The sequence below is a fragment of the Nigerium massiliense genome (genome assembly GCF_000826085.1).
GTDB lineage: Bacteria > Actinomycetota > Actinomycetes > Propionibacteriales > Propionibacteriaceae > Propioniciclava > Propioniciclava massiliense.
In genome coordinates, this window is sequence record NZ_CCYM01000001.1 from 37,404 (window position 1) to 62,674 (window position 25,271).

The window sequence follows — 25,271 nt, forward strand, 5'->3', positions numbered from 1 at the left end:
CGTCACTCCGCCTCGAACAGCAGTCCGGGGATGTCCGCGACGACGAGGTACCCGGCGGCGACGTCCACCTCGGGCACGAGCGCCTCGACGAACGGCACGAGCCGGTCCTGGCCGGCGACGTCCACGACGAGTTGGTCCTGCGCGGGCGGGTGCTGGACGGCGCTCACGCGGCCGAGGACGACGCCGGCGGCGTCGCGAACCTCCAGCCCGATGAGCTGCCGGTCGTAGAACTCTCCGTCCTCGGCCGGCTCCTCGTCACCGGGGACGCCGATCCATACCTCGGCGCCGCGGAGCCCCTCGGCCGTCGTCCGATCGGTGATCCCCGCCAGCCCCACCAGAAGGACCCCGTTGTGCCACCGCGACGAGGCGACGCTGCCGGGGCGTCCGGCCACGACGACGTCCGTCCCGGGCGCGAAGCGGCGCTCCGGTTCGTCGGTGTGCAGGTAGACGGTCACCTCGCCGCGCAGCCCGTGCGGCTTGCCGAGCGTGCCCACGAGCACGCTTTCCTTGTCGGACATGGGAGAACCTTCCAGGGGGACGCGGCGACGCCCCGCGCGCGCAGGCGGGCGGGGCGTCTTCTCGAGACGGGTCAGTAGCGACGGCGCGGGCGGCGATCGACGTCGACGAAGTCGATGCGCACCTGCTCACGGCCCGCGAGGGCACCGATGACGGTACGCAGGGCTTCGGCGGTACGGCCCTGCCGGCCGATCACCTTGCCGACGTCCTCGGGGTTGACCCGCACCTCGAGCGTGCGCGTGCGGCGGCGGTCGAGGTCGGAGACCGCGACGTCGTCGGGGTTCGCCACGAGCCCGCGAACCAGGTGTTCAAGGGCGTCCGCGAGCATGATCAGGCCTCAGCCGGCTCGTCGGCAGCGGCCTCGGCGCCTTCGGCATCGTCGGTGGCCTCAGCCGCCCCGTCGCCCTCGGCGTCGGAGGACTTCTTCTTCGAGGTGATGGCGGCGGAGCTGGGCTCGTCGTCGGCCTCGGCGAGGGCGGCGTTGAACGTGGCCAGCTTGTCGGCCTTCTCCGGCTGCGGGTCGACGCCGGCCGGAGTCTTGTCGCCGCTGAACTTCTGCCAGTCACCGGTGCGCTTGAGGATCGCGACCACGGCCTCGGTCGGCTGGGCGCCGACGCCGAGCCAGTAGAGCGCGCGCTCGGAGTTGACCTGGATCACCGACGGGTCGTTCTTCGGGTGGTAGATCCCGATCTCCTCGATCGCGCGGCCGTCACGCTTCTTGTGCGCGTCCATCACGACGATGCGGTAATGCGGGGAGCGGATCTTGCCCATCCGCTTCAGACGAATCTTGACAGCCACGTGTGTGGTTTCTCCTGTACGAAACAAGCCCGCGCACGTGCGCGAGCGAGACGGGTGGAGGCCGTGTGCGGTGTGGGTTTGCCGCCCCCGGACTCCGGATGAACGGCGACCAGCGGGCATGAGAGGGCACCACCGATCGCAGATGCACAGGCCATTCTGCCACGAAGTCGGCGTCCGGCGCGAACCGCGCGTCGGTGGCGCGGCCGTCCGGGGGTACGGTACCTCCCGTGCGGGACGACAGACCAGCGGCGCGATCCGAGCGGACCCGGAGGCCCAGCGCCCTCGGCATGCTGGGACCGGCGTTCGTCGCCGCCGTCGCCTACGTCGATCCCGGCAACGTCGGGGCGAACCTGAGCGCCGGCGCCCAGTACGGCTACGCGCTGACCTGGGTGCTCGTCGTGGCGAGCGCCATAGCGGCGATCCTGCAGTACCAGTCGGCCAAGCTGGGCCTGGTCACCGGCCGCTCGCTGACCAGCCTCGTCCACGAGCGGCTCACGACCCGGACGCGTTCGCCGGGGTGGGGCCGGGCCTACGGCCTCCAGGCGTTCCTCATCGCCATCGCGACCGACCTGGCCGAGGTGGTCGGCGGCGCGCTCGCCCTCAACCTGCTCTTCGGCACCCCGCTGTGGCTGGCGGGCATCATCGTCGGCGTCGTGTCGGTGCTGCTGCTGCGCGCGCTGCGCATGAAGGGCGAGCACGCGTTCGAGCTGGCGGTCGCCGCGGTGCTCGGCCTCGTGGCCGCCGGCTTCTGGGGCGCACTGGCGTTCGCTCCCCCGTCCCCGGGCAAGCTGGCGGCCGGCCTGGTCCCCCAGGTCCCGGACACGCAGGCGTGGCCGATGATCGCGGCGATGCTCGGCGCCACCGTCATGCCCCACGCCATCTACCTGCACTCGACCCTGGCCATCGACCGCTACCGGCCCCACGGTCCCCTCACCCATCCCCTGCGGCCGCTGCTGAGCGCGCAGAAGTGGGACGTCGGCGTCTCGCTGCTGGTGGCCGGGTCGGTCAACATCGCGATGCTGCTGCTCGCCGCCGAGACGCTTCCCGGCACGGTCGGGGAGGCCGTCGAGGCTGCCCACCGCATCTTCATGATCGAGCTCGGCCCCGCGGCGGCGACGATCTTCGCGCTCGGGCTCCTGGCGTCCGGTGTCGGGTCGACGGTGGTCGGGACACACGCCGGCTCCCAGGTGCTCAAGGATCTCCTGCCCAAGACGCCGTCCCCGGCGGCGCGGCGGCTGCTGACGCTGGCCCCGGCCGTGTTGGTGCTGCTGGCCGGTGTGCCCCCGACGACCATCTTGGTGGCGAGCCAGACGGTGCTGAGCTTCGGCATCGCTGCCGCGGTGATCCCGTTGGCGCTCTTCACCCGCGACCGCAGCATCATGGGCGACCACGCCGACGGACGAGCGATGACGCTGGTCTCGGGCCTCATCGCGTTGCTCGTCGTGGCGCTCAACATCATGACGCTGGTGTCCGTCTTCGCCTGAGCCCCGGAGGCGGCGGAGCCTACGTCGCTCGACTCCCGCGACATGCGACGGAGTCAGCGCTGCTGGACGACGCGCCCGCGCAGGATGATGAAGCGCGGCTCGCGGACGATCGCCAGGTTCTCCCGGGGATCGGCGTCGAAGACGACCAGATCGGCGGACGCTCCGTCCGCCAGCGTCTCGCCGCCGAGCCAGTCCCGGGCCCGCCATGACGCCGCCCCCAGCGCGAACTCGGGCCCACCCACCTTGCCGAGCAGCTCGATCTCGTCGGCGATCTTGCCGTGCGCGATCGTCGTGCCCGCGTCGGTGCCGGCGTAGACGGGGACGCCCGCGTCGACGGCCTTGCCGATGGTCTCGAAGCGACGCTCGTGCAGCGCCCGCATGTGCGCGGCGTAGGTGGGGAACTTCCCGTCGGCCTGGGCGGCGATCTGCGGGAACGTCTCGATGTTGTACAGCGTGGGCACCAGCGCGACGCCGCGCTCGGCCATCGTCGCGATGGTGCCGTCGTCGAGCCCGGTGCCGTGCTCGATGCCGTCGATGCCGGCGTCGACGAGCTCGGTCACCGAGCGCTCGTCGAAGCAGTGCGCGGTGACGCGGGCCCCGTGGCTGTGCGCCGCCTCGATCGCCTCGCGCGCGACGTCGGCCGGCCACAGCGGGGTCAGGTCGCCGACCTCGCGGTCGATCCAGTCGCCGACGAGCTTCACCCACCCGTCGCCGCGTCGGGCCTGCGTCTCGACCTCGGCGACCAGGTCGTCGGGCTCGACCTCCTCGGCCAGGTTGCGGATGTAGCGCCTGGTGCGGGCGATGTGCCGGCCGGCGCGGATGATGCGGGGTAGGTCTTCCTCCTCGTCGACCCAGCGGGTGTCGGCGGGCGAGCCGGCGTCCCGGATGAGCAGCGTCCCGGCGTCCCGGTCGGCGCGGGCCTGTTCACGGGTGCTCTCGCGGTCGGCCGGGTGGGCGTCCTGCCCGACGCCGACGTGACAGTGGGCGTCCACCAGGCCGGGCATGATCCACGCGTCCGTCGCGATCGTCACCGCGTCCGCGACGGGTGTGAGGCTCACGCGGCCGTCCACGATCCACAGCTCGCGGCGCTCCCCCTCCGGCAGCACGGTGCCGCTCAGGTGCAGCCGCGCGGCCGGTCCGGCCGGCTCGTCGGCGTAGACGTGGGTGTGGGTGTGGCCCCCGTGGGTGTGGGTCACCGACGAGAGGGGCTGGCCCAGGGCGTCCAGGGCGGGCTCGTGGGAGTGCGTCATGGCCCCAGCCTGTCGCCAAGCCGCCGGGGGCACAACCGGGTCAGCCGCGCTTGTTGTTCTGCTCGAACATCTTGGCCAGTTCCGGCGGCAGCTGGAACTCGTCCATCGCCGCGTTCTGGCCCGCGTTGGCCAGCGGGAGCCCGAACTCGTCCACCTGCGGCTGCGCCGGGGCCTGCTGCGGGGTCGGCGCCGCGGCGGCCGAGCGCTTGGCCGGGTTGCCGGAGACGCCCTTCTTGTTCTTCTTCTTGGCCTGCGCGGCCCGCTTGGGTTGCGGGCGTCCGCCCATGCCGGGCATCCCCGGCATGCCGGGCATTCCGCCCTGACCGAACTGAGCCATCGCCTTGCGGGTCTCCATGAACCGGTTGACCAGAGAGTTCACCTCGGTGACGGTCGTGCCGGAGCCGCGGGCGATGCGGTTGCGGCGCGACCCGTTGAGGATCTCGGGCTCGGTGCGCTCAGCCGGCGTCATCGAGTAGATGATCGCCTCGATGCGGTCGATCTCCCGCTCGTCGATGGCGCCGATGGCCTCCTTGTGCTGGGCCATTCCGGGGATCATCCCGAGGATCTTGCTCATCGGGCCCATGCGGCGCACGGCCTGCATCTGGGTGAGGAAGTCGTCGAGGCCGAACCCCTTGCCCTTCCCCTTCAGCAGCTTCTCCGCCGCCTTCTGCGACTGCTCGGCGTCGAAGGTGCGCTCGGCCTGCTCGATGAGGGTGAGGACGTCGCCCATGTCGAGGATGCGTCCGGCCATGCGGTCGGGGTGGAAGACGTCGAAGTCCTTCAGCCCCTCGCCGTTGGACGCGAACATGATCGGCTTGCCGGTCACCTTCGCGATCGACAGCGCCGCGCCGCCGCGGGCGTCGCCGTCCAGCTTGGACAGCACGACGCCGTCGAAGCCGACGCCGTCGCGGAACGCCGTGGCGGTGTTCACCGCGTCCTGGCCGATCATCGCGTCGACGACGAACAGGATCTCGTCGGGGCGAACCGCGTCGCGGATGTCGATGGCCTGCTGCATCAGCTCGGCGTCCACACCGAGGCGTCCCGCGGTGTCGACGATGACGACGTCGTAGAGCTTGCGGCGGGCCTCCTCGACGGACGCCCGGGCCACCGCGACCGGATCGCCGACGCCGTTGCCCGGCTCGGGCGCGAACACCGGGACGCCGGCCCGCTGTCCGACGACCTGGAGCTGGTTGACGGCGTTGGGACGCTGCAGGTCGGCGGCCACCAGCAGCGGCTGGTGGCGGTTCTCCTTGAGCCAACGGCCGAGCTTGCCCGCCAGCGTGGTCTTACCGGAGCCCTGCAGGCCGGCGAGCATGATGACCGTCGGCGGCTGCTTGCTGAACCGGATCTGCCGGGTCTGGCCGCCGAGGATCTCGACGAGTTCGTCGTTGACGATCTTGACGATCTGCTGGGAAGGGTTCAGCGCCTGCGACACTTCGGCCTCGCGGGCCTTGACCTTGATCGCGGCGACGAACTCCTTCACGACGCCGAGGTTGACGTCCGCCTCGAGCAGCGCGAGACGGATCTCGCGGGCCACGTCGTTGATGTCGGACTCTGAGAGCCTGCCCTTGCCGCGCAGATTGCGGAAGGTGGTGCTCAGGCGATCCTGCAGTGTGTCGAACAAGGGGGTACCTCACGGTCAAGAGAAAAATACCGTCCCAGCCTACCGGGTGCGCACCGAAGCACGCGCAGCGACAGCGGGACGTCCTGGGCGCCGGCCCGTTGCCCGGCGCGCCGTGGCGGTGCGCCGGGAAGTGACTCAGGAGCCGAGGATGCCGTCCACGAACCCCTCGGCGGTGAACGGCGCCAGATCGTCGGCGCCCTCGCCGAGCCCGATCAGCTTCACGGGGACGCCGAGCTCGCGCTGCACCTGGACGACGATGCCGCCCTTGGCGGAGCCGTCCAGCTTCGACAGCACCAGCCCGGTCACGTCGACCACCTCGCGGAAGATCCGGGCCTGGATGAGCCCGTTCTGCCCGGTGGTGGCGTCGATCACGAGCAGCACCTCGGTGACCGGCGCCTTCTTCTCGATCACGCGCTTGATCTTGCCGAGCTCGTCCATCAGGCCCGTCTTGGTGTGCAGCCGGCCAGCGGTGTCGACGATGACGACGTCGACGCCGTCATCGATGCCGCGCGCGACGGCGTCGAACGCGACGGAGGCGGGATCGCCGCCCTCGGGACCGCGGACGACGGGCACGCCGACCCGGGAGCCCCAGGTCTCGAGCTGGTCGGCGGCGGCCGCGCGGAACGTGTCCGCCGCGCCCAGGACGACGGTGCGACCCTCCGCGACCAGCAGCCGGGCGAGCTTGCCGATGGTGGTGGTCTTGCCCGTGCCGTTCACGCCGACGACCAGGACGACGCCGGGCAGGCCGTTCTCGCCGGTGATGTTCAGGCGGCGATCCAGGCTGGGGTCGACCAGCGTGATCAGGTGCTCGCGCAGCACCTCGCGGGCCCGGCCCGGGTCGTCGATGCCCTCGACTTTGAGCTCTCGACGCAGCGACGAGACGAGCTCGGTGGTGGTGTTGACGCCCAGGTCGGAGGTGATGAGGGTGTCCTCGAAGTCCTCCCAGGTGTCCTCGTCGAGTCGGTCGCGGGAGATCAGGTTGAGGAACGCCTGCGCGAGCTGGTTGTCGCTGCCCGCCAGCCGGCGCCGCAGCCGAGCCAGGCGGGTCCCGCCGGCCTCGGGACGCTCGAGTTGCGGCTCGGGCTCGGTCGGCGCGAGGACCTCGGCCTCGGCGGCCGCCTCCTCCTCGTCACGGGTGATGGTGGCGGTGCCGGCGGTGGTTCCGGCGACCGGCTCCGTTGCGCTCGGCTCCTTGGTGACCAGCCCGCTCTCGCCGGCCGCGATCTCGCGCCGTCGTCGCCGATCGAGGGCGGTGCGCCTGCGGACGGCCGCGGTGATCGCGACGGAGCCCAGCACGATCACCAGGACCGCGCCGACGATGATCCAGATCAGGTTCGGGTCAAGTGGTGGCACACCGTCATCCTATCGGGGAGGGCGCCGGAACCCGGCGGGCACAACTCAGGCCCGGGTGCTGCCCTTCGAGGGCCCGGGCTCCCATCCCTCGGACCAGGTGTCGTCGTCGACGCGTTGGGTCGGGACGCTCGGGGCCGTCGAGAAGTCGGCCCACGTCGACGACGGCGCCGGTTCGGGGCGCTGCTGAGCCGGCTCAGCGCTCGACGCGCTCGGCTCGGCGGAGTCGTCGGACGCCGTCTGCGGGCTGGCCGCCGACCAGGCGCTGGGGGCGGAGTTCGCGCTCGTCGCCGAGCGTGCGCTGGACGCCGAGCGTGCGCTGGACGCCGAACGGGCACTGGAGGCGGACCGCGCGCTGGACGCGGAACGAGCCGAGGCGCGGCTGCGCAGCTGCTGCGGGATCTGGCGCAAGTCCTCGGCGCCGTCCTCGGCCTCCTCGAAGAACGAGACCAGTCCGCGCGGCGGGTCGGCCTCGCCGTTGAGGTGGCGGGCGGTCTTGGCCAGCGTCTTGGCGACCTCGGGGGCGCGGTGGCGGCCCTGGCCCTCCATGCCGACGACAACGACGCCGATGATCCCCACGGCGAGCACGAGGATCACGAGCATGACGAAGATCACGGTCGGCACGGTTGTCCCTTTCGATGTCTGTGCACCATTCAACCATCCCGGAGACGCTGGCTGATCACGGTCGACACGCCGTCCTCGCGCATGGTGACGCCGTAGAGCGCGTCCGCGATCTCCATCGTCCGCTTCTGGTGGGTGATGACCAGCAGCTGGCTCGTCTCGTGCAGTTCCTCGTAGATGTCGAGGAGGCGGCCCAGGTTCACGTCGTCGAGCGCGGCCTCCACCTCGTCGAGGATGTAGAAGGGGCTCGGACGGGCCTTGAACAGCGCGACCAGGAACGCCACCGCGACCAGCGATCGCTCGCCGCCGGACAGCAGCGACAGGCGCTTCACCTTCTTGCCGGCCGGACGCGCCTCGACGTCGACGCCGGTGAGCAGCATGTCGCCGGGCTCGGTCAGCACCAGCCGCCCCTCGCCGCCCGGGAACAACCGGGCGAACGAGTCGGCGAACGCGACCTCCACGTCGGCGTACGCCTCGGCGAAGACCTGCTGCACGCGGGCGTCCACCTCCTCGATGATGCCGGCCAGGTCGGACCGCGTGCGACGCAGGTCCTCGAGTTGCTCGGCCAGGAAGGCGTGCCGCTCCTGCAGCGCCTCGAACTCCTCCAGCGCGAGCGGGTTGATGCGGCCCAGCGCCGACAGGTTCTTCTCGGCGGCGCGGCGCCGCTTCTCCTGCTGCTCGCGGACGTAGGGCACCGGATCGGGGCGCTCGTCGTCCTCGCTCAGCGCCGACCCGTCGGGCGCGGTCAACACCGGGACGAGCTGGTCGGGGCCGTAGTCGGCGGCCAGGACGTCCGGGGTCAGGCCGAGCTCGGTCAGCGCGCGCTCGGCCAGCGCCTCGACCCGCATGCGCTGCTCGGCGCGGGCCAGTTCGTCGCGGTGCACCGTGTCGACGAGCGCCTCGAACTGCTTGGCGAGGTCGCGGCTGCGCCGGCGGGCGTCGGCCACCAGGCGCTCCGCCTCCAGGCGGGACTCCTCCGCCGCCTTCCGAGCGACGGCCGCGCGGCCCTGGGACTCCTCGATGCGGGCGAGCAGCCAGGTCGCGGCCAGCCGGGCCGCCTCGGCGATCTCGGCCTCGCGTCGCAGCTGCTCCTTGCGCTGGGCGGCCTTGGCCCGGGCCTGCCGCTCGGCCTGGGCAGCGCGCAGGAGGGAATCGGCGCGTCCCGCCACCGCGCGGGCCCGCTCCTCGACGGTGCGCAGCACGAGCCGCGCCTCCATCTCGGCCTGCCGCGCGGCGCTCGCCTCGCCGGCCAGCCGGTCGCGCTCGGCCGGGTCGGCCTGGGCCCCCTCGGTCTGGGCTGACGCCAGCTCGAGCCGCTGCGTCAGCGTGACGAGGGCGGCCTCGTTGGTCGTCTTGGCGGCCTCGGCGTCCCGCACGGACTTCTCGTGCCGCTCGGCCTCCGCCAACGCCGCCCGGGCTGTCTGGTTGAGCCGGCTGAGTTCCTCGGTGAGCGCGGAGAACTGCGCGTCGGATTCGTGCAGCCGCGCCAGCGCGGCGTCGCTGCGCTTGGTGGCCTCGCTCAGTTCGTCGGAGGCGCGGGCGAGATCGAAGCCCAGCCGCTCCACCTGCGCCTGGGCCGACTCCAACCGTGCGGACGCCTCGTCGACCGCCGCCTGCACCTCGATGAGGCTCTGTCCCGACGGCGAGCCGCCCACCGTGAACCAGCCACTGACGAGGTCCCCATCGCGGGTGACGGCCGCCACGTCGGGCAGGTCGGCGGCGAGCGCGCGGGCCGCCGGCAGGTCGTCCACCACGGCGACCTTGCGCAGCAGCCGGGTCAGCGACGGCCGCAGCGGCTCGTCCACCGTGACGACGTCGGCGGCGTAGCGGGCGCGGCCGGGCAGTTCGGGCCAGTCGCCCGGACCGTCGGCGGCGGACGCCCCGCCCACCAGCAACCCCGCGCGGCCCAGTTCGTCGGCCCGCAGCCGGCCCAGCACATCGACGGCGGCGTCCAGCCCGGAGACGGCGACGGCCTCGGCTGCCCCGCCGAGCGCGGCGGCGACTGCCGCCTCGTACCCGGGCTGTACCCCCACCAGCGCGGCGACCGATCCCATCACCCCGGCGACCTCGTCGGAGGCGGCCAGCAGCGTCGCGGACGCGTCCTTGCGGGCCAGGCCGAGCTTGAGGCCGTCCAGCCGGGCGGCCACCGCGGCGCGCTCCTGCTGGGCCGCCGTCTCGGCGGCGCGCAGCTCTTCCAGCGCGGCGGACGCCCTCTCGCGGGCCTGCTCGGCCGCCTCGTAGTCCTGATCGAGCCCGGACTCCCCGGCGCTGAGCCCGGCCAGCTCGGCCTCCCGTGCCGTGAACCGGCGCTTGGCCTCGTCCGCGCGGCGCGACGCGTCGTCGGCGAATCCGCGCAGGCGTCCGATCTCGTCGTCGGCGGCCTCGGTACGCGACTTCAGCGAGTTCACCTCGCCCGTCAGCCGGGCCAGCCCCTCGCGGCGGTCGGCTACCGCGCGGACCTGCGCCGCATAGGCCTTGTCGGCGGCCAGGTGGGCGGCCTCGAGACGCTCCCGCTCGGCGGTCGCGTCGGCCAGCGCCCGGCCCTTCGCCTGCGCCTCGGCGCCGAGCAGGGCCTCCTGCTCGCGCACCTGCTCGGCCTCCCGCTCGATGGCCTCCGGCTCGCGTCCCCGGCGCTCGTCGACGGTCGCTCCGGCGACGTTGCGCACCCGGTCGGCGGCGATCGTCGCCGTGGACGCCGCCCGCTCCCGCAGCCCGGCCAGCGCGTACCACGTCTCCTGCGCCCGCGACAGCGCGGGGGACGCCTGCGTGAGCCGCTCCTCGGCGGCCGCCTCGTCCTCGCGGGCCGCCTCGAGCGCGGCCTCGACGTCGAGGCGCTGCTTCTTCAGTTCCGCCTCGGCGGCCAGATCGGACTCCAGCGCCAGGCTCGCCATCACGTAATCGTCCGCGAGCAGGCGGGCCGAGCTGTCGCGCAACTCCGCCTGGACGACCGCCGCCTTGCGCGCCACAGCCGCCTGCCGCCCCAGCGGCTTGAGTTGGCGCCCGATCTCGCCGAGCAGGTCCTGCAGCCGGTCGAGGTTCGCCTGGGTGGCCTCCAGCTTCCGCAGCGCCTTCTCCTTGCGCTTGCGGTGCTTCAGGACGCCGGCCGCCTCCTCGATGAGCCCGCGGCGCACCTCGGGCGTCGCCGTCAAGATGGTGTCGAGCTGGCCCTGGCCGACGATGACGTGCATCTCGCGTCCGATGCCGGAGTCGCTGAGCAGCTCCTGGACGTCCAGCAGGCGGGCCGAGTGGCCGTTGATCTGGTACTCCGAGCCGCCGGCGCGGAACATGGTGCGGCTGATCGTCACCTCGGTGTACTCGATGGGCAGCGCCCCGTCGGTGTTGTCGATGGTGAGGCTCACCTCGGCCCGGCCGAGCGGAGCGCGTCCGGCGGTGCCGGCGAAGATGACGTCCTCCATCTTGCCGCCGCGCAGGCTCTTGGCGCCCTGCTCGCCCATCACCCAGCTCAGCGCGTCGACGACGTTGGACTTGCCGGAGCCGTTCGGGCCGACGATGCAGGTGATGCCGGGCTCGAAGATCAGGGTCGTCGCCGAGGCGAACGACTTGAACCCGCGCAGCGTGAGGCTTTTGAGGTACACGAGCTCACCCCTGCGCGGTCGCCTGCGCGTGGCGTCGCCGGACGCTGCGGAACGTCCACAGCTTGTTGATCACATAGTTGATCGGGAGGGTGAAGACGATCGCCAGCAGCTGGCTCCAGTACTCGCGCGACTGCAGGCCGGTCGACTCGTGGAACCAGGGGTCCGGCAGGTAGATCGGCGAGGTCGGGTTCGTCAGCGCGATCTTGATGACGGCACCCACGGCGGCGGCGATCGAGCCGACGGTGAAGAACGGCCACAGCTCCTTCCAGAACGGCGCCATGGTGTCGTCCTTCGCGAACGTCCAGTGCCGGTTGAGCAGGAAGTTCCACACGTTCGCGACGAGGAAGCCACCGATCCACACCAGCAGCGTGTAACGGATGTTGAAGGCGGTGCCCGGAATCGGTCCCCACACGACGCGCTGAGCGTTGACCGTGCCGCCGTTGGCCTTGTTCATCAGGAACGCGACGAACATGTTGACCAGGACGCCCGAGCCGCCCACCAGCCCGAACTTCAAAAACTGCACCGCGCTGTAGCCCCAGCGCTTGTACAGCCGCTCCCACAGGCTCATGCGGCTCGCTCCCCCGTCGCCGCCCGACGGTCCCGGGGCGAGAAGGAGCTTCGGTTCATGAAGGCCTCTCTGGAGGGGGACGCACGGCGGGGTCGGATGGACCCGATGAGTGTACGCCGCCACGCCTGGCCGGACGAGGCCGCCGCGCCGAGTCGGTCTCGCCGTCAGCGGGCTTCGGAGTCCCGCCTCACCTCTGCTGGAGACACGCAGCTCGGACGCATCGCACCGTGGGACGGGCTCTTGCGCGTCCTCCAAAACTGAGTACGCTCAAAACTGAGCGCATTCAGATTACGCTCTTGTGCCGGGAGGTAGGTATGCGAGATCAAGCATCAAGCGGGGCTGTCCGTAAGCGCCGACGGGTGGATGACACGCGCGACGCTGTCCTCAACGCCGCCCGTCGCCTGTTCTTCAAGAGGCGCTACGACGACGTCACCGTTCAGCACATCGCGGACGAGGCCCAGGTCGCCGTTGGCACGGTCTTCTACCACGGGCTCTCGAAAGCTGGGCTGTTCCTGGGCGTCCACAACGGCTTGCTGGAGCAAGCCATCGACGAGGGAGAACAAGCCAGCCGGCGCCTCGGATCCAGCGCCAGCCCCTCGGAACTGATCGAGGCTCTGGTACGGCCGGTCGCCCAGCTTCACGTGGGCCCACGGGCTGCCAGCATGGCGCGCTACCAGCGCGATCTGTTGTTCGGGGATTGCACCGACGCCTTCCGGCGCGAGGGATTTGATCTCGTGCGCCGGCTCGAGAGTCTCATCGCGAGCATTCTGGCGCCCGACGATCCGGAGGATTCGTCCGCCAGGCTAGCCGCGCGGACCATCTTCGCTGCCCTCCAGTTCGACACCGCGCTGCCCGCGTCCGATCTCGGCGCGTCGGAGCCGTTCGCGCGGTCCGGCGCCGAAAGCCTGCGCCGGAAAATCGACATGGTTGTCGAGGGATTCCTTTCGCTCACCGCGGGCGCGTCTGCCGCCCGTGCCGAGTCACCGGGCGTGAGCGTGCCAACTCGCAGATGAACGTCGTTACCAACTGCCGAAGGCGGCTTACGTCCTGCGGGACAAGAAGAGCCTGGCGGAGGAGCCGCTGCCCACGAAGATCCCGATCCCAGGCTTCGCGGAGGCCGCGATGGCCAGCAAGCTCCACGGCACCTGGCCCGGAGAGCTCCTCAAGGAGTCCGGACTCCTGTGACCTCAGGGCGGGGTCACACCCGTCGCGCTGGCCCGGTGGGGCGGCGACGCCTGCCGTCGCCCCACCCGGCCAGCCAGCCTCCACAGGACCCACCTTCGTCCCACATCGAGAAAGCACCGTCCGCAACCAAGGAGTTGCCCATGACTCGTGAGGAAGAGTCCGGCGTAGCCGGCGAACGCACCATGCTGGCGGAACGTTTCCACGCCGCCGACCACAGCATCACGCTCGAACACATCCCGGTGCCGCAGCCGGGGCCCGGTGAGGTACTGCTGAAAGTGGCCTACTGCGGCATTTGCCACTCCGATCTGTCCCTCATCAGCGGCGCCTTCCCGCCCCGTGCAGACGTCGTGACGCAGGGCCACGAGGTCGCGGGCTGGATCGAACAGATCGGCCCCGGGGTCCACGGGTGGGAGATCGGCACCGCGGTCATCCCCTCGGCGGGTCGCCCCTGCATGGAGTGCCGGAACTGCCGGCGCGGCAACTTCTCCGACTGCATGAACCTGCGCCTGATGGCCTTCGATTTCGACGGTGGCTGGGCGGAGTACGTGGTGGCTTCGGCCACCGGCCTCACCCGCGTCCCCGAGGGCGTCCCCATGGACCAGGCCGCCCTTCTCGCCGACGCCGTATCGACGCCGTTCGCGGCTGTGGTCCGCACGGCCCAGGTACACCTCGGCAATGCCGTCGGAGTGTGGGGATTGGGCGGGGTCGGGACCCACATTCTGCAGCTCGCCCGCCTCGCAGGCGGGGTGCCCCTGATCGCCTTCGACGTCGACGACGCTGCCTTGGAGCGCGCGAAGCGCCTCGGGGCCGACCACGCCTTCCGCAGCGACGACCCGGATCTCTTCTCCCGAGTGGTGGAAGCGACGGGCGGCCGCATGATCGACGTCGCTTTCGACGCCGTCGGCATCCCCGCCGTGTCGGAGCAGGCCGTCCGGCTGCTCGACGTCAACGGCAAGCTCGTCACCGTTGGCATGAGTGACAAGGACCTCAAGATCGGCACGTTCGCGGACCTGGCCCTCCAACGCAAGCAGATCCTGGGCCACCTGGGCTACAAGGTGCAAGACATCGCCATGCTGACCGAACTGGTGGCCCACGGCCGGCTCGATCTCTCCGAGTCGGTCAGCGCCGTCGTTCCGCTCGCGGAGATCGAGCGCGGCATCCGCATGCTCGAGCAGCGTGAAGGCAATCCGGTGCGGATCCTCGTCCAGCCCTAAGCGTCTGCGTCCCCAGCGGTCGCCCCCTCGTGTTCCGGAGGCTTGATCGGTGCTGACGCAGCCCGCTCGTGCTATCGCTGGCAGACCGGGCAGTAATGGGTGGAGCGGTTCATGAACGGCTCGCGGACGATCGGGGTCCCGCAGCGGGGGCACGGCAGGTCGGTGCGGCCGTAGACGTTCAGGGAGCGGTCGAAGTAGCCGGACTCGCCGTTGACGTTGACGTAGAGCGCGTCGAAGGACGTCCCGCCCTGGGAGAGCGCCTCGGCCATCGTGGCGCGCGCGGCGTCCAGCACCCGGCGGACGTCGGCCTCGGAGAGCTCGTTGGCCGACGCCGCGTAGTGCATCCGGGCGGCCCAGAGCGCCTCGTCGGCGTAGATGTTGCCGATGCCGGAGGTGACGGTCTGGTCGAGCAGGACGCGCTTGATGCCGCTGCGCTTGCCGCGGACGCGGCCGACGAGGGCGTCGACGTCGAGCTCGGGGTCGAACAGGTCGCGCCCGATGTGCGCGACCTCGGCGGGCAGGTCGGCGCCGCCCGGACTCAGACTGAGACCGCCGAACATGCGCTGGTCGACGAAGCGGAGCTGGCGGCCGTCGTCCAGGTCGAACAGGACGCGGGCGTGCCGTTGCAAGGCGGCGCCGGGGGCGTCCAGCCGGAACTGGCCGCTCATGCCGAGGTGGGCCAGCACGGCGTCCCCGTCGGTCAGCGGGAACCACAGGTACTTGCCGCGCCGCCGCGGCTCGGCGAAGGAGCGCCCGGCCAGGGTGGCGGCGAAGTCGTCCCCTCCGGCGAGGTGCCGGCGGACGGGGCGCGGGTGCAGCACGGTGACGCGCTCGATGCGGCGTCCGGTCAGCGCCGGGGCCAGGCCGCGCCGGACGGTCTCGACCTCGGGCAGCTCGGGCATCTAGCCCTCGTCGGCCTGCAGCGCCAGGAACGCCGTCTTGGCGGCGCCCTGCTCGGCCTGCTTCTTGGAGCGGCCCAGCGTGCCGTCGAAGACCCGGCCGCCGACAGACGCCTGCGCGGTGAAGCGCTTGTCGTGGTCGGGGCCGCTGGCCGTGTGCAGATAGACGGGGGCGGGCAGGCCGCGGAGCGCGCACAGCTCCTGCAGGCTGGTCTTCCAGTCGAGGCCGGCGCCCAGGGCGTCCGCGTCCTGAACCAGGTGGTCGAACAGCGTGTGCACGAACAAGGACGCCGCGTCGCGACCCGCCGAGAGGAAGATCGCCCCGATCAGCGCCTCCATCGTGTCGGCCAGGATCGACGACTTGTCGGCGCCCCCCGTGGCCAGTTCGCCCTTGCCCAGCCGGATCAGGCCGCCGATGCCCAGTTCGCGTCCGACGTCGGCGAGCGCGTACGTGTTCACGACGGCCGAGCGCAGCTTGGCCAGCCGGCCCTCGGGGTGATCAGGGAAGGTCAGGTACAGGTACTCGGTCACGACGACGCCCAGCACGGCGTCGCCGAGAAACTCCAGCCGCTCGTTGTGGGGCGCGGCGCCGTGCTCGTACGCCCACGACCGATGCGTCAGGGCAAGCTCGAAAAGCTGGGGATCGGCATGGATCCCCAGCTCGTCGAGCAGGTCGTGAATGCGGCTGGACGCCGCGGCCGTCACGGCTCGAGCGTCTGCCGGCGCGAGGTGCGCGGGCCGTACTGGCCGCAGGCCGGGCACGCGGTGTGCGGGAGGTGCTTCTCGCGGCAGGCCGGGTTCACGCAGGTGACCAGCGTCGGCGCCGCCGTCTTCCACTGCGACCTGCGGTGGCGGGTGTTGGAACGGGACATCTTCCGCTTCGGAACTGCCACGTCATCTCTCCTTGGTTCGGGCCCGGAGGCCGGTTAGCTTTCGTTGTCCGTCGACCACGAGGCCAGATCGGCCCACCGGGGGTCGATCTTCTCCGCGTGCCCGTGCTCCGGATCGCTGTTGAGGTCGGCCCCGCACTCGGGACACAACCCCGCACAGTCGTCCCGGCACAGCGGGATGAACGGCAGGTCGAGCACCACTGCGTCCCGTAGCACCGGCTCAAGATCGATGAGGTCGCCCTCGACGCGGTTGGCCTCCTCGTCGTCGGGTTCCTTGCCCGGGAAGAGGAACAGTTCTTGACTGTCGATCCGCGTGTTCGAGCGGATCTCCGTCAAGCACCGAGCACACTCCCCGGCCAGCTGAACGTCGGCATCGCAGGTGACCAGGACGCCCTCCACGACCGCCTCGAACTGGAGCTCGAGGTGGACAGGAGAGCCCGTTGGCACTCCGATCACGTCGTTGCCGATACCGTCGGGGGCGGGAACATCGACCGTCAGTTCCTTCATCGCGCCCGCGCGGCGACCCAATTCGTGGATATCGAATACGAGTTCCGAGCGGGGATCAATCGAGCGACTCGACATCGCGATCCCTCCACCCTGGTTCGACAGCGTCATAACCGAAGGACAACTCTACCGCGCCGCGGGGATGGATCAAAACCCGGCGACGTCGTCCTGTCCCCGCCCCTCCGCGGTGGCGGCCCGCTCCGAGAGCCGCCTGCGCATCCGGGTCAGTTCCGCCATCGTCCGGCTCAGCCCCGCCTCCAGCTCGGCCAGCCGCTCGTCCACGTAAGAATCGGCCTCGCTGCGCAACTCGGCGGCCTCCTCCTTCGCCCGGCGGACGACCTCCGCGTCGGATACCAACTCATCGGCCCGTGCGCGGGCGTCCGCGAGGACGCCGTCGGCCTCGGCGCGAGCCGCGGCACCCGTGTCGTCCCCGAGCCCGGCCGCGACCCGGTCGACCAGCGCCAGCACCTCGGCGCGGTTGACGAAGCAGGACGCCGACATCGGCACCGGGCGCGCGTCGGCGACCAGGATGCGCAACCGCTGCAGCGCCTCGCGGGCGTCCGCGCCGCTCATCGCCCGGATCCCCGGCGCTCGGCGACCTTCGCGGCGATGCGCCGGTCGACCGAGTCAGGCACGAACTGGGAGACGTCCCCGCCCAGGCCGGCGACCTCGCGGATCATCGTGGACGACAGGTGCGCCCAACGGGCGCTGGTGGGCAGCATCACGGTCTCGATGCCGGACAGGGCGTGGTTCATCTGCGCCATCTGCAGCTCGAACTCGAAGTCGCCGCCGAACCGCAGCCCCTTGACGATGGCGCCGACGTCGTGGGCCCGGCAGAAGTCGACCAGCAACCCGTCCAGCAGCGTGACCTGCACGTTCGCCATGCCCGCGCAGGCCTCGCTCAACATGGCGACCCGCTCGTCGGGCGAGAAGAGGTAGTTCTTGGCGCTGTTGCGGCCCACCGCGACCAGCACGTCGTCGAACAGCGTGGCGGTGCGCTCGATGATGTTCAGATGGCCGTGGGTCACCGGATCGAACGAGCCCGGGCAGATCGCCTTCATCAGTCCTCCTGTTCCCCCTCGTCCGGGGTGGCGAAATAGAGCGTCGTCTCACCGTAGCGGCGCGACCACGTCGTCCTCATCTCCTCGGGCCAGGACGGCGCCTCGTCCCGGCTCGACCGCTCGACCACGACGAGACCGTCGGCCGCCAGCCAACCGCCGCTCACGACGCGGCGGACGACGTCGGCCACGTGCCGCGAGGTCACCGAGTAGGGCGGATCGAGCCAGGCGACGTCGAACGGGCGCGCCTCGTTCTCGGCGAGGTAGCCCTCCACCGGCGCGGCCACCACGGTGACGTCCAGGCTGAGCTCGTGGGCGTTGCGGCGGGCGATGGCGGCGGTCGGTCGGTCCTTCTCGACCGCGACGACCGGGGCTGCGCCACGGCTGGCCGCCTCCAACGCCATCGCGCCCGACCCGGCGTACAGGTCGAGGAAGCTGAACCGGTCGAGCACCTCGTCGGCCGGCTCGCCGACGGTCCCGGCCCAGGCGAGCACCAGGTTGAACGCCGACTCGCGCACCAGGTCGGACGTGGGCCGGGTCCCCCGGCCCGACGGCATCGTCAGTTTCTGTCCGCGACGGCGCCCGGCGATGATCCTGCTCACCCTGGCGAGGCTACCGCCCCCTCCTGTAGAACACGTGTATGAGCGAATCGACGTCGGATCCTGTTGTCCTTCCCGAAGAACAGTGCTGGCAGGTGCTCGCTGGGCAGAAGGTGGGCCGCCTCGTGACCGTGGTCGACCGGGAGCCCCAGATCTTCCCGATCAACTACGTGGTCGAGGATCACTCGCTGCTGTTCCGTACGGCCGAAGGCAACAAGCTCCTCACCTTGACGATCAACGACCGGGTCGCCTTCGAGGTCGACGGCTGGGACGCCACGGGCGGCTGGAGCGTCATCGCCCGCGGGCACGCCCGCGAGCTGCAGAACACCGAGCGCGAGGACGCGGAGAAGCTCCCGCTGCGCCCCTGGGTGCCGACCCGCAAGACGCACTGGGTGTGCATCGAGGTCGACGAGATCACCGGCCGTCAGTTCCGCTTCGGCCCGGAGCCCCAGGACGACGGCTGGCAGTTCGGCGGCTGATCAGCCCTGCACCCAGCCGTCGTCGAGCCGGTTGATCTCGGTCACCGCGTCGGCGAAGCCGGGGGTGGCGCACTCGGGGTCGCGGACGACCGCCTGCTCGGCGATGTCGTGCGCGACGGTGATGACATCGGCGTGCTCGAGGACGCTGAGCAGCCGCAGCGTGCTGCGACGGCCTGACTGATCGGCGCCCAGCACGTCGCCCTCCCGGCGCTGGACGAGATCGAGATCGGCCAAGGCGAAGCCATCGCGGGTGGCGGCCACGGCGGCCAGTCGCTCCCACGACACCGCCTCCGGTTCGGCCGCGCTGACCAGCAGGCACACGCCGGGGTGCGAGCCGCGGCCGATGCGCCCCCGTAGCTGGTGCAGTTGCGAGATGCCGAAATGGTCGGCGTCCCAGATCACCATGACGGACGCGTTGGGCACGTCGACGCCGACCTCGATGACCGTCGTCGCGACGAGCACGTCGATCTCACCCGACGCGACGGCCGCCATCACGGCGTCCTTCTCCTCGGCCGGCAGCTGCCCGTGCAGGACGCCGACGCGCACACCGGCCAGCGGCCCGGACGCCAGCCGCTCGGCCAGGTCGACGACGCCGAGCCGCCGCTCGTCGCCCTCCCCGGACGAGGCGATGCGCGGCACGACGACGAACGCCTGGCGACCCACGGCGACCTCCTCGGCGATGCGCTCCCAGGCGCGCTCGACCCACGCGGGCCGGTGGCGGGCGTCCACGACCGTGGTGACCACCTCGGCGCGCCCGCCCGGCAGTTCCGCCAGCGTGGAGACCTCGAGGTCGCCGAACACCGTCATCGCTACCGAGCGCGGGATCGGCGTGGCCGTGAGCACGAGCACGTGCGGCCGGGCCTGGGCGCGCTCGCTGAGGACGGCGCGCTGCTCGACGCCGAAGCGGTGCTGCTCGTCGATGACGACCAGGCCGAGGTCGGCGAACTGCACCTGGTCGGCCAGCAACGCGTGGGTGCCGACGACGATGCCCGCCTCCCCCGAGGCGATCTTCAGCAGCGCGGCCTTCTTGCGGGCGGCCGACAGCGAGCCGGTGACCAGGACGACGTCGGTGGCGTTCTCGGGCGCGCCGAGCACCTGACCGCCGGACAGGTCGCCGAGCAGGTCGGTGATCGTGCGGTAGTGCTGCGCGGCGAGCACCTCGGTGGGCGCCAGCAGGACGGCCTGGCCGCCGGCGTCCACCACCGTCAGCATCGCGCGCAGCGCCACCAGGGTCTTGCCGGAGCCGACCTCGCCCTGGAGCAGGCGCTGCATCGGCTGGTCGCCGGCCAGATCGGCGAGGATCTGTTCCGAGGCGTCCCGCTGGCCTGCGGTCAACTCGAACGGCAGCCGCGCGTCGAAGGCGTCCAGCAGGCCGCCGGGGCGACGCGGCCGGGGCCCCGCGGTGTGCCGGCGGTTGTCGGCCCGCCGGTAGGCCATCGTCAGCTGGGTGGTGAACGCCTCGTCGAACAGCAGCCGGTCGGTGCCGCGGGCGACCTCGCCGCGGGTGGCCGGCCGGTGCACCAGCCGGAACGCCTCGGCCAACTCGGGGACGTCCGCCTCGGTGCGGACCCACGCGGGCCACGGGTCGTCGATGGGGCCGAGTAGGTCCAGCGCCAGCCGGACGCACTCGGCGATCGTCCACGTCGGGAGCTTGGCGCTGGCCGGATACATGCCGACGAGCCCGGAGGTCGCCAGGTCGGCGATGCGCTCCTTCTCCTCGGAGTGGCCGACGACGCCGCCGAACTCGTCCAGCATCACGAACTGCGGGTGCGACATCTGCAGCTCGTCGCGGAACGAGCCGACCTTGCCGACGAAGATGCCGCGCACGCCCTGGCGCAATTGCCGTTCCCACCACTCGACGATGGGCTGGCGGCCGAAGAACGTGACGTTGAGGCGTCCGTGGCCATCGGTGAGCCGCACCTCCAGCCGGGACGTCGGCCGCCCGCCGCGGCCCGCGCTCTGCCTGATCTTCGTCTCGGCGACGCGGGCCATGACGGCGACGTGCTCGCCCTGCTCGATCGTGGTCAGGTCGGTGAGTTCGGTGCCGGCGAGGTAGCGCCGTGGCACGTGCCGCAGCAGGTCGCCGACCGTGTGGACGCGGAGCCCGGCGAACGCCTTGGCCGTCTTGTCGCCCAGCACCTCGGCGAGCGGTCGCGCGAGCTGCCGGAAGGCGTCCGTATGCCAGACGCTGATCTCGTCGGTGGGCATGCCGGTCACCCTAGTCCGCCGCGCCGACGAAACCGGGACCGCGTCCGGGCGCGCAAAAAACCCGCCCCGGACGGGACGGGTCTGCGTGCCGGAGGCAGGGTCAGCGGGTGACCTTGCCGGCCTTGATGCACGACGTGCACACGTTGAGACGCTTGGGGGTGCCCCCCACGACGGCCTTCACGCGCTGGATGTTCGGGTTCCACCGACGGTTGGTCTTCTTCTTCGACCACGGCACGTTGTGCCCGAAGCCCGGGCGCTTGGCGCAGATATCACACACGGCAGCCACTGGAGCTCTCCTTGCTGGTTGATCGTGCCCCTCGGCCTGGAACGGCCCGACGGAGCTCTCCCCGAAATGGGAACCTCGCAATCCTAACCGAGATTCGTCCGGACGCGAAATCGAGCCCTCGCCTCCGGACGCCCCACGGGCCTCAGGCCGCCACCACCACGGGGATGATCATCGGCCGGCGGCGGTAGGTCTTGTTGACCCAGCGGCCGATGGCGCGGCGCATCAGCTGCTGCAGCTGGTAGGTGTCCTCGGCACCGTCGGCCAGCGCGTCGCGCAGCACCCTGGTGACGTCGGCGGTGATGTCGTCGAAGACCTTGTCCCCCTCGACGAAGCCGCGCGCGGTGATCTGCGGGCCGCTCACCACTTCGCCGGAGTGCAGGTTGACCACGGCGATCGCGGAGATGAACCCCTCCTCGCCCAGGATGCGCCGGTCGTCCAGCTCGGCGTCGCCCAGGTCGCCCACCGTGGAGCCGTCCACGAAGATGTAGCCGCAGTCGAGCTTGCCGACGACCTTCGCCTTCCCGTTCGCCAGGTCGACGACGCCGCCGTCCTCGACGACGATCGCGTGGTCGCGGGGCACGCCGGTGGCCACCGCGAGCTCGGCGTTGGCGACCAGGTGGCGCACCTCGCCGTGCACGGGCATGACGTTCTTGGGCTGGACGATGTTGTAGCAGTACAGCAGTTCGCCGGAGCTCGCGTGCCCGGAGACGTGCACCAGCGCGTTGCCCTTGTGCACGACCTTGACGCCGTTGCGGGTCAACCCGTTGATGACCCGGTAGACGGAGTTCTCGTTGCCGGGGATCAGCGAGCTGGCGAGCAGCACGACGTCACCCTCCCCCGCCTCGATGACCGGGTGCTCGTGGCTGGCGATGCGGGACAGCGCCGACAGGGGCTCACCCTGGGAGCCGGTGGAGATGATGACGACCTCGTCGTCGCGGTAGTTCTCGAGGTCGCGGAGTTCGATGAGCGTGTTCGCCGGCACGCGCAGGTAACCCAGCTCCTGGGCGATGGTCATGTTCTTGACCATCGACCGGCCGACGTAGACGACCTTGCGTCCCGCCTTGACGGCCTCGTCCATCACCTGCTGGACGCGGTGCACGTGCGAGGCGAAGCAGGCCACGATCAGCTTGTGCTGGGCCTTGGCGAAGACGCGCTCCATCGCCGGGCGGATGTCCTTCTCCAGCGTCGTGAAGCCGGGCGTCTCCGCGTTGGTGGAGTCGACCATGAACAGGTCGCAGCCGGCCTCGCCGATGCGGGCGAAGGCGCGCAGGTCGGTGAGGCGGTGGTCGAGCGGGAGCTGGTCCATCTTGAAGTCGCCGGTGTGCAGCACGCGCCCGGCCTTGGTGGTGATCGCGACGGCCATCGCGTCCGGGATGGAGTGGTTGACGGCCAGGAACTCCAGGTCGAAGTCGCCGAGCTTCGAGGTGGAGCCGTCCTCCATGACGCGAAGGGACACCTCGCGGATGCGGTGTTCCTTCAGCTTCTCCTTCACCAGCGCGAGGGTGAGCTTCGACCCGAGCACCGGGATGTGCGGGTTGCGGCGCAACAGGTAGGGCACCGCGCCGATGTGGTCCTCGTGGCCATGGGTCAGGACGAGGCCGACGACATCGTCGAGGCGGCCCTCCAGCAGGTGCAGGCCGGGGAGGATCAGGTCGACGCCAGGCTGGTTCTCGTCGGGGAACAGCACGCCGCAGTCGACCAGCAGGATCTTCCCGTTGATCTCGAACGAAGTCATGTTCCGGCCGACGTCGCCCAGGCCGCCCAGCGGGATCACGCGCAGGGTGTCTTTGGCCAGCTTCGGCGGGGTTCGCAGGTTGTCACGCACGGGGTCCAGCTTATGGCCCCATCGCGACACCTCGATACCATGGCGCTTGTGACAAGCCACCCCGCCCCGTCCACGCCCGATTCCGTCCGCCTCGCACTGCCCAGCGAGGCCGAGGCCATCGCGGCCGTGCAGCGGCGCTCGTGGCGCGACGTCTTCCCGCCCGACGTGGCCGACTCGATCCTCCGCTCGGTCGATCTGGCCACCATGGCCCAGTCGTGGGAGGCCGCGATCCTGAAACCGCCGCTGGCGGAGCTGCGCGTGCTGGTGGCGACGTCGCAGGGACGCGTCGTGGGCTTCGCCGCGATCGGCCCGTCCGACGACCCGGACGCCGAACCCGGCAAGGACGCGCTGGTGGCCGAGTTCGTCATCGACCCGCAGGCCCAGCGGCAGGGGCACGGCTCCCGCCTGCTGAACGCGGTCGCCGACACGCTCAAGGCCGACGGTTTCACGCGGGCCACCTGGTGGGTGCGCTCCACGGACGACCCGCTGCGCCGGTTCATCACCGAGTCCGGCTGGGACGCCGACGGCGCCCACCAAGAGGTCGCCACGCCCGACGAGGCGGCACGGGTCAAGATGATCCGGCTGCACACCTCGTTGTCCTGACCCTCCGCACGGAAGCCGGCAGGGGGCGACGCCCCGACGGCCGGCGTCGCTGCACGGACGAAGCGACGGCGGGGGACGGAGACGAGCAGCTACCTTTCCGGCCTCGCCGTCGCACCGACGACTCAGCGGGTCGTCGTACCGCTGCGGCGCCGGCCGGAGCGCCGCGACCGTCCCTGCTCGGCCGGACGGCTCCGCTGGGCGCCCCGCGCGGCCGGCTGCTCGCCGCGGGACTGTCCCGCGACCTTCTTCCCGGACGCGCCGCGGGGCTGGCCGGAGCGGGGCTGTTTTGCCGCCGCGCCGCGAGGGTGACCGCCCGACCGCGCCTGCCGGGGGCGTCCCGAGGCCGGGGCCGGCTGCCGCTGGGCCTGCGCCTGGGCCACGACCGGCTGCGCCAGCGCCTTGGCCTGCGCGGGGTCGAGGTAGGACCGCTCGCCCGGGGCGAGCTCGCCCAGCGTCTGCGCGTCCGCGACGCCGCGGGTCGCGTGGATGTGCGCCGCTCGCATCAGCTGACGCACCTCGGGTAGCTGCTCCTTGGTGGCCATCGTGATGACCGTGCCCGCCTTGCCCGCCCGGGCCGTGCGGCCGGAACGGTGCAGGTAGGCCTTGTGTTCCGCCGGCGGGTCGGCGTGCACCACCAGGCCCACGTCGTCGACGTGGATACCGCGGGCAGCGATGTCCGTGGCGACCAGGGTGGACACGCGGCCCGAGTGGAAGGCGTCCATGTTGCGGGTGCGCGCGTTCTGAGCGAGGTTGCCATGCAGTTCGACCGCTGCGACGCCGCGGGCGACGAGCTGCTTGGTGAGCTTCTTCGCGCCGTACTTGGTGCGGGTGAACACGATGGTCTTCCCGGGCGCGGCGGCCAGGTCGGCCAGCACGGCCGTCCGGTCGGCCGCGGCGACCTCCAGCACGTGGTGATCCATCGTGGCGACGGTGGCCTGCGCGGAGTCCGCCTCGTGGACGACGGGGTCGTGCAGGAACCGCTTGACGAGGGTGTTCACCCCGCTGTCCAGCGTGGCGGAGAACAGCAGCCGCTGCCCCTCAGGCGACGTCTTGTTGAGGATCTTGGAGACCATCGGCAGGAAGCCCATGTCGGCCATCTGGTCGGCCTCGTCGATGACGGTGACCTCGACGGCGCGCAGATCGACGGCGCCCTGATCCATCAGGTCGAGCAGGCGTCCGGGGCAGGCGACGACGACGTCGACTCCGCGGCCGAGGTCGCGCACCTGCGGGTTCTGGTTGACGCCACCGAAGATCGTGCGGTGGCTCAGCCCGGCGACGTCGGCGAGCGGGACGAGGGACTCCTCGATCTGCTGGGCCAACTCGCGGGTCGGGGCCAGCACGAGCGCCCGGGGCCGCTTGGGCGCCGCGGACGTCCGGCGTGCGGCCAGCCGGGTCACCAGCGGGAGCAGGAAAGCGTAGGTCTTTCCCGAGCCGGTGCGGCCACGGCCGAGCACATCACGGCCGGCGAGGCCGTCCGGCAGAGTGGCGGCCTGGATCGGGGTGGGGCTGGTGATGCCGAGGCGGGCCAGGGCATCGGAGAAGGTCTGGGGAACGCCCAGACGTGCAAAATCAGACAAAGAAAACCGTTCGTTCGGTGTCTTGCAGTGCGCTCAACTGATTCCGGCTGGGTGCCGGTGCGACGCGGTCGATGGACGCCGACAGACGTCCCAACACCGAGGGCCCGCGGCAAGACGGGGCGGGCCGACTCGACCAA

Annotated in this window: 25 protein-coding genes; 5 read left to right on the top strand and 20 right to left on the bottom strand. The window is 71.4% G+C overall.

The window, feature by feature from the left end; genetic code table 11:
* Window positions 1–2: 2 nt before the first annotated feature.
* The 3 genes from rimM to rpsP all read right to left on the bottom strand — a co-directional run bounded on the left by rimM (window position 3) and on the right by rpsP (window position 1,314).
* Window positions 3–518, bottom strand: coding sequence for a ribosome maturation factor RimM (rimM, locus tag BN1187_RS00200; RefSeq protein WP_040157422.1), 516 nt, complete (start codon window positions 516–518; stop codon window positions 3–5).
* A 71-nt stretch (window positions 519–589) separates the two neighbouring features.
* Window positions 590–844 (bottom strand): RNA-binding protein, encoded by a 255-nt coding sequence (locus BN1187_RS00205; RefSeq protein ID WP_040157425.1) that lies wholly within the window; start codon window positions 842–844, stop codon window positions 590–592.
* 2 nt (window positions 845–846) lie between these two features.
* The gene (gene rpsP / locus BN1187_RS00210; RefSeq protein ID WP_040157428.1) at window positions 847–1,314 is read right to left on the bottom strand and encodes a 30S ribosomal protein S16; all 468 of its coding nucleotides are present in this window, start codon (window positions 1,312–1,314) and stop codon (window positions 847–849) included.
* Window positions 1,315–1,604: 290 nt separating this feature from the next.
* On the opposite strand from rpsP, the gene BN1187_RS00215 reads away from it, so the two are divergent.
* Entirely contained in the window at window positions 1,605–2,798 is a 1,194-nt protein-coding gene (locus BN1187_RS00215) for an Nramp family divalent metal transporter (protein ID WP_218184540.1), read from the top strand.
* A 53-nt stretch (window positions 2,799–2,851) separates the two neighbouring features.
* On the opposite strand, the gene BN1187_RS00220 is transcribed toward BN1187_RS00215, so the two are convergent.
* The 6 genes from BN1187_RS00220 to BN1187_RS00245 all read right to left on the bottom strand — a co-directional run bounded on the left by BN1187_RS00220 (window position 2,852) and on the right by BN1187_RS00245 (window position 11,807).
* Window positions 2,852–4,048, bottom strand: coding sequence for an amidohydrolase family protein (locus BN1187_RS00220; RefSeq protein WP_052462108.1), 1,197 nt, complete (start codon window positions 4,046–4,048; stop codon window positions 2,852–2,854).
* Between the two features lie 40 nt (window positions 4,049–4,088).
* A complete protein-coding gene (gene ffh / locus BN1187_RS00225) occupies window positions 4,089–5,672 on the bottom strand; it encodes a signal recognition particle protein (RefSeq protein WP_040157431.1) in 1,584 nt (527 codons plus the stop codon).
* Between the two features lie 135 nt (window positions 5,673–5,807).
* Entirely contained in the window at window positions 5,808–7,025 is a 1,218-nt protein-coding gene (gene ftsY, locus BN1187_RS00230; protein WP_040157433.1) for a signal recognition particle-docking protein FtsY, read from the bottom strand.
* Window positions 7,026–7,070: 45 nt separating this feature from the next.
* Window positions 7,071–7,646, bottom strand: coding sequence for a hypothetical protein (locus BN1187_RS00235; RefSeq protein ID WP_040157435.1), 576 nt, complete (start codon window positions 7,644–7,646; stop codon window positions 7,071–7,073).
* Window positions 7,647–7,675: 29 nt separating this feature from the next.
* Entirely contained in the window at window positions 7,676–11,239 is a 3,564-nt protein-coding gene (smc, locus tag BN1187_RS00240) for a chromosome segregation protein SMC (RefSeq protein ID WP_040157438.1), read from the bottom strand.
* A gap of 4 nt (window positions 11,240–11,243) precedes the next feature.
* Complete coding sequence (locus BN1187_RS00245) at window positions 11,244–11,807, bottom strand: GtrA family protein (RefSeq protein ID WP_040157440.1); 564 nt, start codon at window positions 11,805–11,807, stop codon at window positions 11,244–11,246.
* 359 nt (window positions 11,808–12,166) lie between these two features.
* On the opposite strand from BN1187_RS00245, the gene BN1187_RS00250 reads away from it, so the two are divergent.
* Both BN1187_RS00250 and BN1187_RS00255 read left to right on the top strand, forming a co-directional pair.
* Window positions 12,167–12,820 carry a TetR/AcrR family transcriptional regulator gene (locus BN1187_RS00250; RefSeq protein ID WP_040157442.1) on the top strand — a complete coding sequence of 218 codons (654 nt, stop codon included), beginning with the start codon at window positions 12,167–12,169 and terminating at the stop codon, window positions 12,818–12,820.
* A 312-nt stretch (window positions 12,821–13,132) separates the two neighbouring features.
* Window positions 13,133–14,206, top strand: coding sequence for a zinc-binding dehydrogenase (locus BN1187_RS00255; RefSeq protein WP_052462109.1), 1,074 nt, complete (start codon window positions 13,133–13,135; stop codon window positions 14,204–14,206).
* Window positions 14,207–14,277: 71 nt separating this feature from the next.
* Here BN1187_RS00255 and mutM read toward each other — a convergent pair whose 3' ends face one another.
* From mutM to rsmD, 7 genes are read right to left on the bottom strand one after another with little or no spacing between them, the layout of a single operon-like run.
* Window positions 14,278–15,108 (bottom strand): bifunctional DNA-formamidopyrimidine glycosylase/DNA-(apurinic or apyrimidinic site) lyase, encoded by an 831-nt coding sequence (mutM, locus tag BN1187_RS00260; protein WP_040157444.1) that lies wholly within the window; start codon window positions 15,106–15,108, stop codon window positions 14,278–14,280.
* On the bottom strand, window positions 15,109–15,810 hold the full coding sequence (gene rnc / locus BN1187_RS00265; protein WP_040157446.1) for a ribonuclease III: 702 nt from the start codon (window positions 15,808–15,810) through the stop codon (window positions 15,109–15,111).
* On the bottom strand, window positions 15,807–15,998 hold the full coding sequence (gene rpmF, locus BN1187_RS00270; protein ID WP_040157449.1) for a 50S ribosomal protein L32: 192 nt from the start codon (window positions 15,996–15,998) through the stop codon (window positions 15,807–15,809). Before rpmF ends, rnc begins: the two co-directional genes overlap by 4 nt.
* A gap of 33 nt (window positions 15,999–16,031) precedes the next feature.
* A complete protein-coding gene (locus BN1187_RS00275) occupies window positions 16,032–16,610 on the bottom strand; it encodes a YceD family protein (RefSeq protein ID WP_235750528.1) in 579 nt (192 codons plus the stop codon).
* Between the two features lie 36 nt (window positions 16,611–16,646).
* On the bottom strand, window positions 16,647–17,072 hold the full coding sequence (locus tag BN1187_RS13970; protein WP_040157453.1) for a hypothetical protein: 426 nt from the start codon (window positions 17,070–17,072) through the stop codon (window positions 16,647–16,649).
* A complete protein-coding gene (gene coaD / locus BN1187_RS00285; RefSeq protein ID WP_218184531.1) occupies window positions 17,069–17,560 on the bottom strand; it encodes a pantetheine-phosphate adenylyltransferase in 492 nt (163 codons plus the stop codon). The genes BN1187_RS13970 and coaD overlap by 4 nt, the downstream gene beginning before the upstream one ends.
* Window positions 17,560–18,159 carry a 16S rRNA (guanine(966)-N(2))-methyltransferase RsmD gene (rsmD, locus tag BN1187_RS00290; protein WP_040157457.1) on the bottom strand — a complete coding sequence of 200 codons (600 nt, stop codon included), beginning with the start codon at window positions 18,157–18,159 and terminating at the stop codon, window positions 17,560–17,562. The genes coaD and rsmD overlap by 1 nt, the downstream gene beginning before the upstream one ends.
* Before the next feature lie 38 nt (window positions 18,160–18,197).
* Here rsmD and BN1187_RS00295 point away from each other — a divergent pair, with 38 nt between their 5' ends.
* The gene (locus BN1187_RS00295; protein ID WP_040157459.1) at window positions 18,198–18,635 is read left to right on the top strand and encodes a pyridoxamine 5'-phosphate oxidase family protein; all 438 of its coding nucleotides are present in this window, start codon (window positions 18,198–18,200) and stop codon (window positions 18,633–18,635) included.
* Here the strand turns inward: BN1187_RS00295 and BN1187_RS00300 are convergent, their stop codons facing one another.
* The 3 genes from BN1187_RS00300 to BN1187_RS00310 form a co-directional block, all read right to left on the bottom strand.
* The gene (locus BN1187_RS00300; RefSeq protein WP_040157461.1) at window positions 18,636–20,843 is read right to left on the bottom strand and encodes an ATP-dependent DNA helicase RecG; all 2,208 of its coding nucleotides are present in this window, start codon (window positions 20,841–20,843) and stop codon (window positions 18,636–18,638) included.
* 100 nt (window positions 20,844–20,943) lie between these two features.
* The gene (gene rpmB / locus BN1187_RS00305; protein WP_040157463.1) at window positions 20,944–21,129 is read right to left on the bottom strand and encodes a 50S ribosomal protein L28; all 186 of its coding nucleotides are present in this window, start codon (window positions 21,127–21,129) and stop codon (window positions 20,944–20,946) included.
* A 142-nt stretch (window positions 21,130–21,271) separates the two neighbouring features.
* Entirely contained in the window at window positions 21,272–22,954 is a 1,683-nt protein-coding gene (locus BN1187_RS00310; protein ID WP_040157465.1) for a ribonuclease J, read from the bottom strand.
* Between the two features lie 39 nt (window positions 22,955–22,993).
* Here BN1187_RS00310 and BN1187_RS00315 point away from each other — a divergent pair, with 39 nt between their 5' ends.
* The gene (locus tag BN1187_RS00315) at window positions 22,994–23,557 is read left to right on the top strand and encodes a GNAT family N-acetyltransferase (protein ID WP_040157467.1); all 564 of its coding nucleotides are present in this window, start codon (window positions 22,994–22,996) and stop codon (window positions 23,555–23,557) included.
* 122 nt (window positions 23,558–23,679) lie between these two features.
* Here BN1187_RS00315 and BN1187_RS00320 read toward each other — a convergent pair whose 3' ends face one another.
* On the bottom strand, window positions 23,680–25,134 hold the full coding sequence (locus BN1187_RS00320; RefSeq protein ID WP_052462110.1) for a DEAD/DEAH box helicase: 1,455 nt from the start codon (window positions 25,132–25,134) through the stop codon (window positions 23,680–23,682).
* Between the last annotated feature and the right edge of the window lie 137 nt (window positions 25,135–25,271).

Coding starts and splice junctions, on each gene's coding strand:
- BN1187_RS00245 (WP_040157440.1), bottom strand. CDS start 11,807: ATGAGCCTGTGGGAGCGGCTGTACAAGCGCTGGGGCTACAGCGCGGTG.
- mutM (WP_040157444.1), bottom strand. CDS start 15,108: ATGCCCGAGCTGCCCGAGGTCGAGACCGTCCGGCGCGGCCTGGCCCCG.
- BN1187_RS00295 (WP_040157459.1), top strand. CDS start 18,198: ATGAGCGAATCGACGTCGGATCCTGTTGTCCTTCCCGAAGAACAGTGC.
- BN1187_RS00315 (WP_040157467.1), top strand. CDS start 22,994: ATGGCGCTTGTGACAAGCCACCCCGCCCCGTCCACGCCCGATTCCGTC.
- BN1187_RS00255 (WP_052462109.1), top strand. CDS start 13,133: ATGACTCGTGAGGAAGAGTCCGGCGTAGCCGGCGAACGCACCATGCTG.
- BN1187_RS00205 (WP_040157425.1), bottom strand. CDS start 844: ATGCTCGCGGACGCCCTTGAACACCTGGTTCGCGGGCTCGTGGCGAAC.
- BN1187_RS13970 (WP_040157453.1), bottom strand. CDS start 17,072: ATGAGCGGCGCGGACGCCCGCGAGGCGCTGCAGCGGTTGCGCATCCTG.
- rimM (WP_040157422.1), bottom strand. CDS start 518: ATGTCCGACAAGGAAAGCGTGCTCGTGGGCACGCTCGGCAAGCCGCAC.
- BN1187_RS00220 (WP_052462108.1), bottom strand. CDS start 4,048: ATGACGCACTCCCACGAGCCCGCCCTGGACGCCCTGGGCCAGCCCCTC.
- BN1187_RS00300 (WP_040157461.1), bottom strand. CDS start 20,843: ATGCCCACCGACGAGATCAGCGTCTGGCATACGGACGCCTTCCGGCAG.
- BN1187_RS00275 (WP_235750528.1), bottom strand. CDS start 16,610: ATGACGCTGTCGAACCAGGGTGGAGGGATCGCGATGTCGAGTCGCTCG.
- coaD (WP_218184531.1), bottom strand. CDS start 17,560: ATGAAGGCGATCTGCCCGGGCTCGTTCGATCCGGTGACCCACGGCCAT.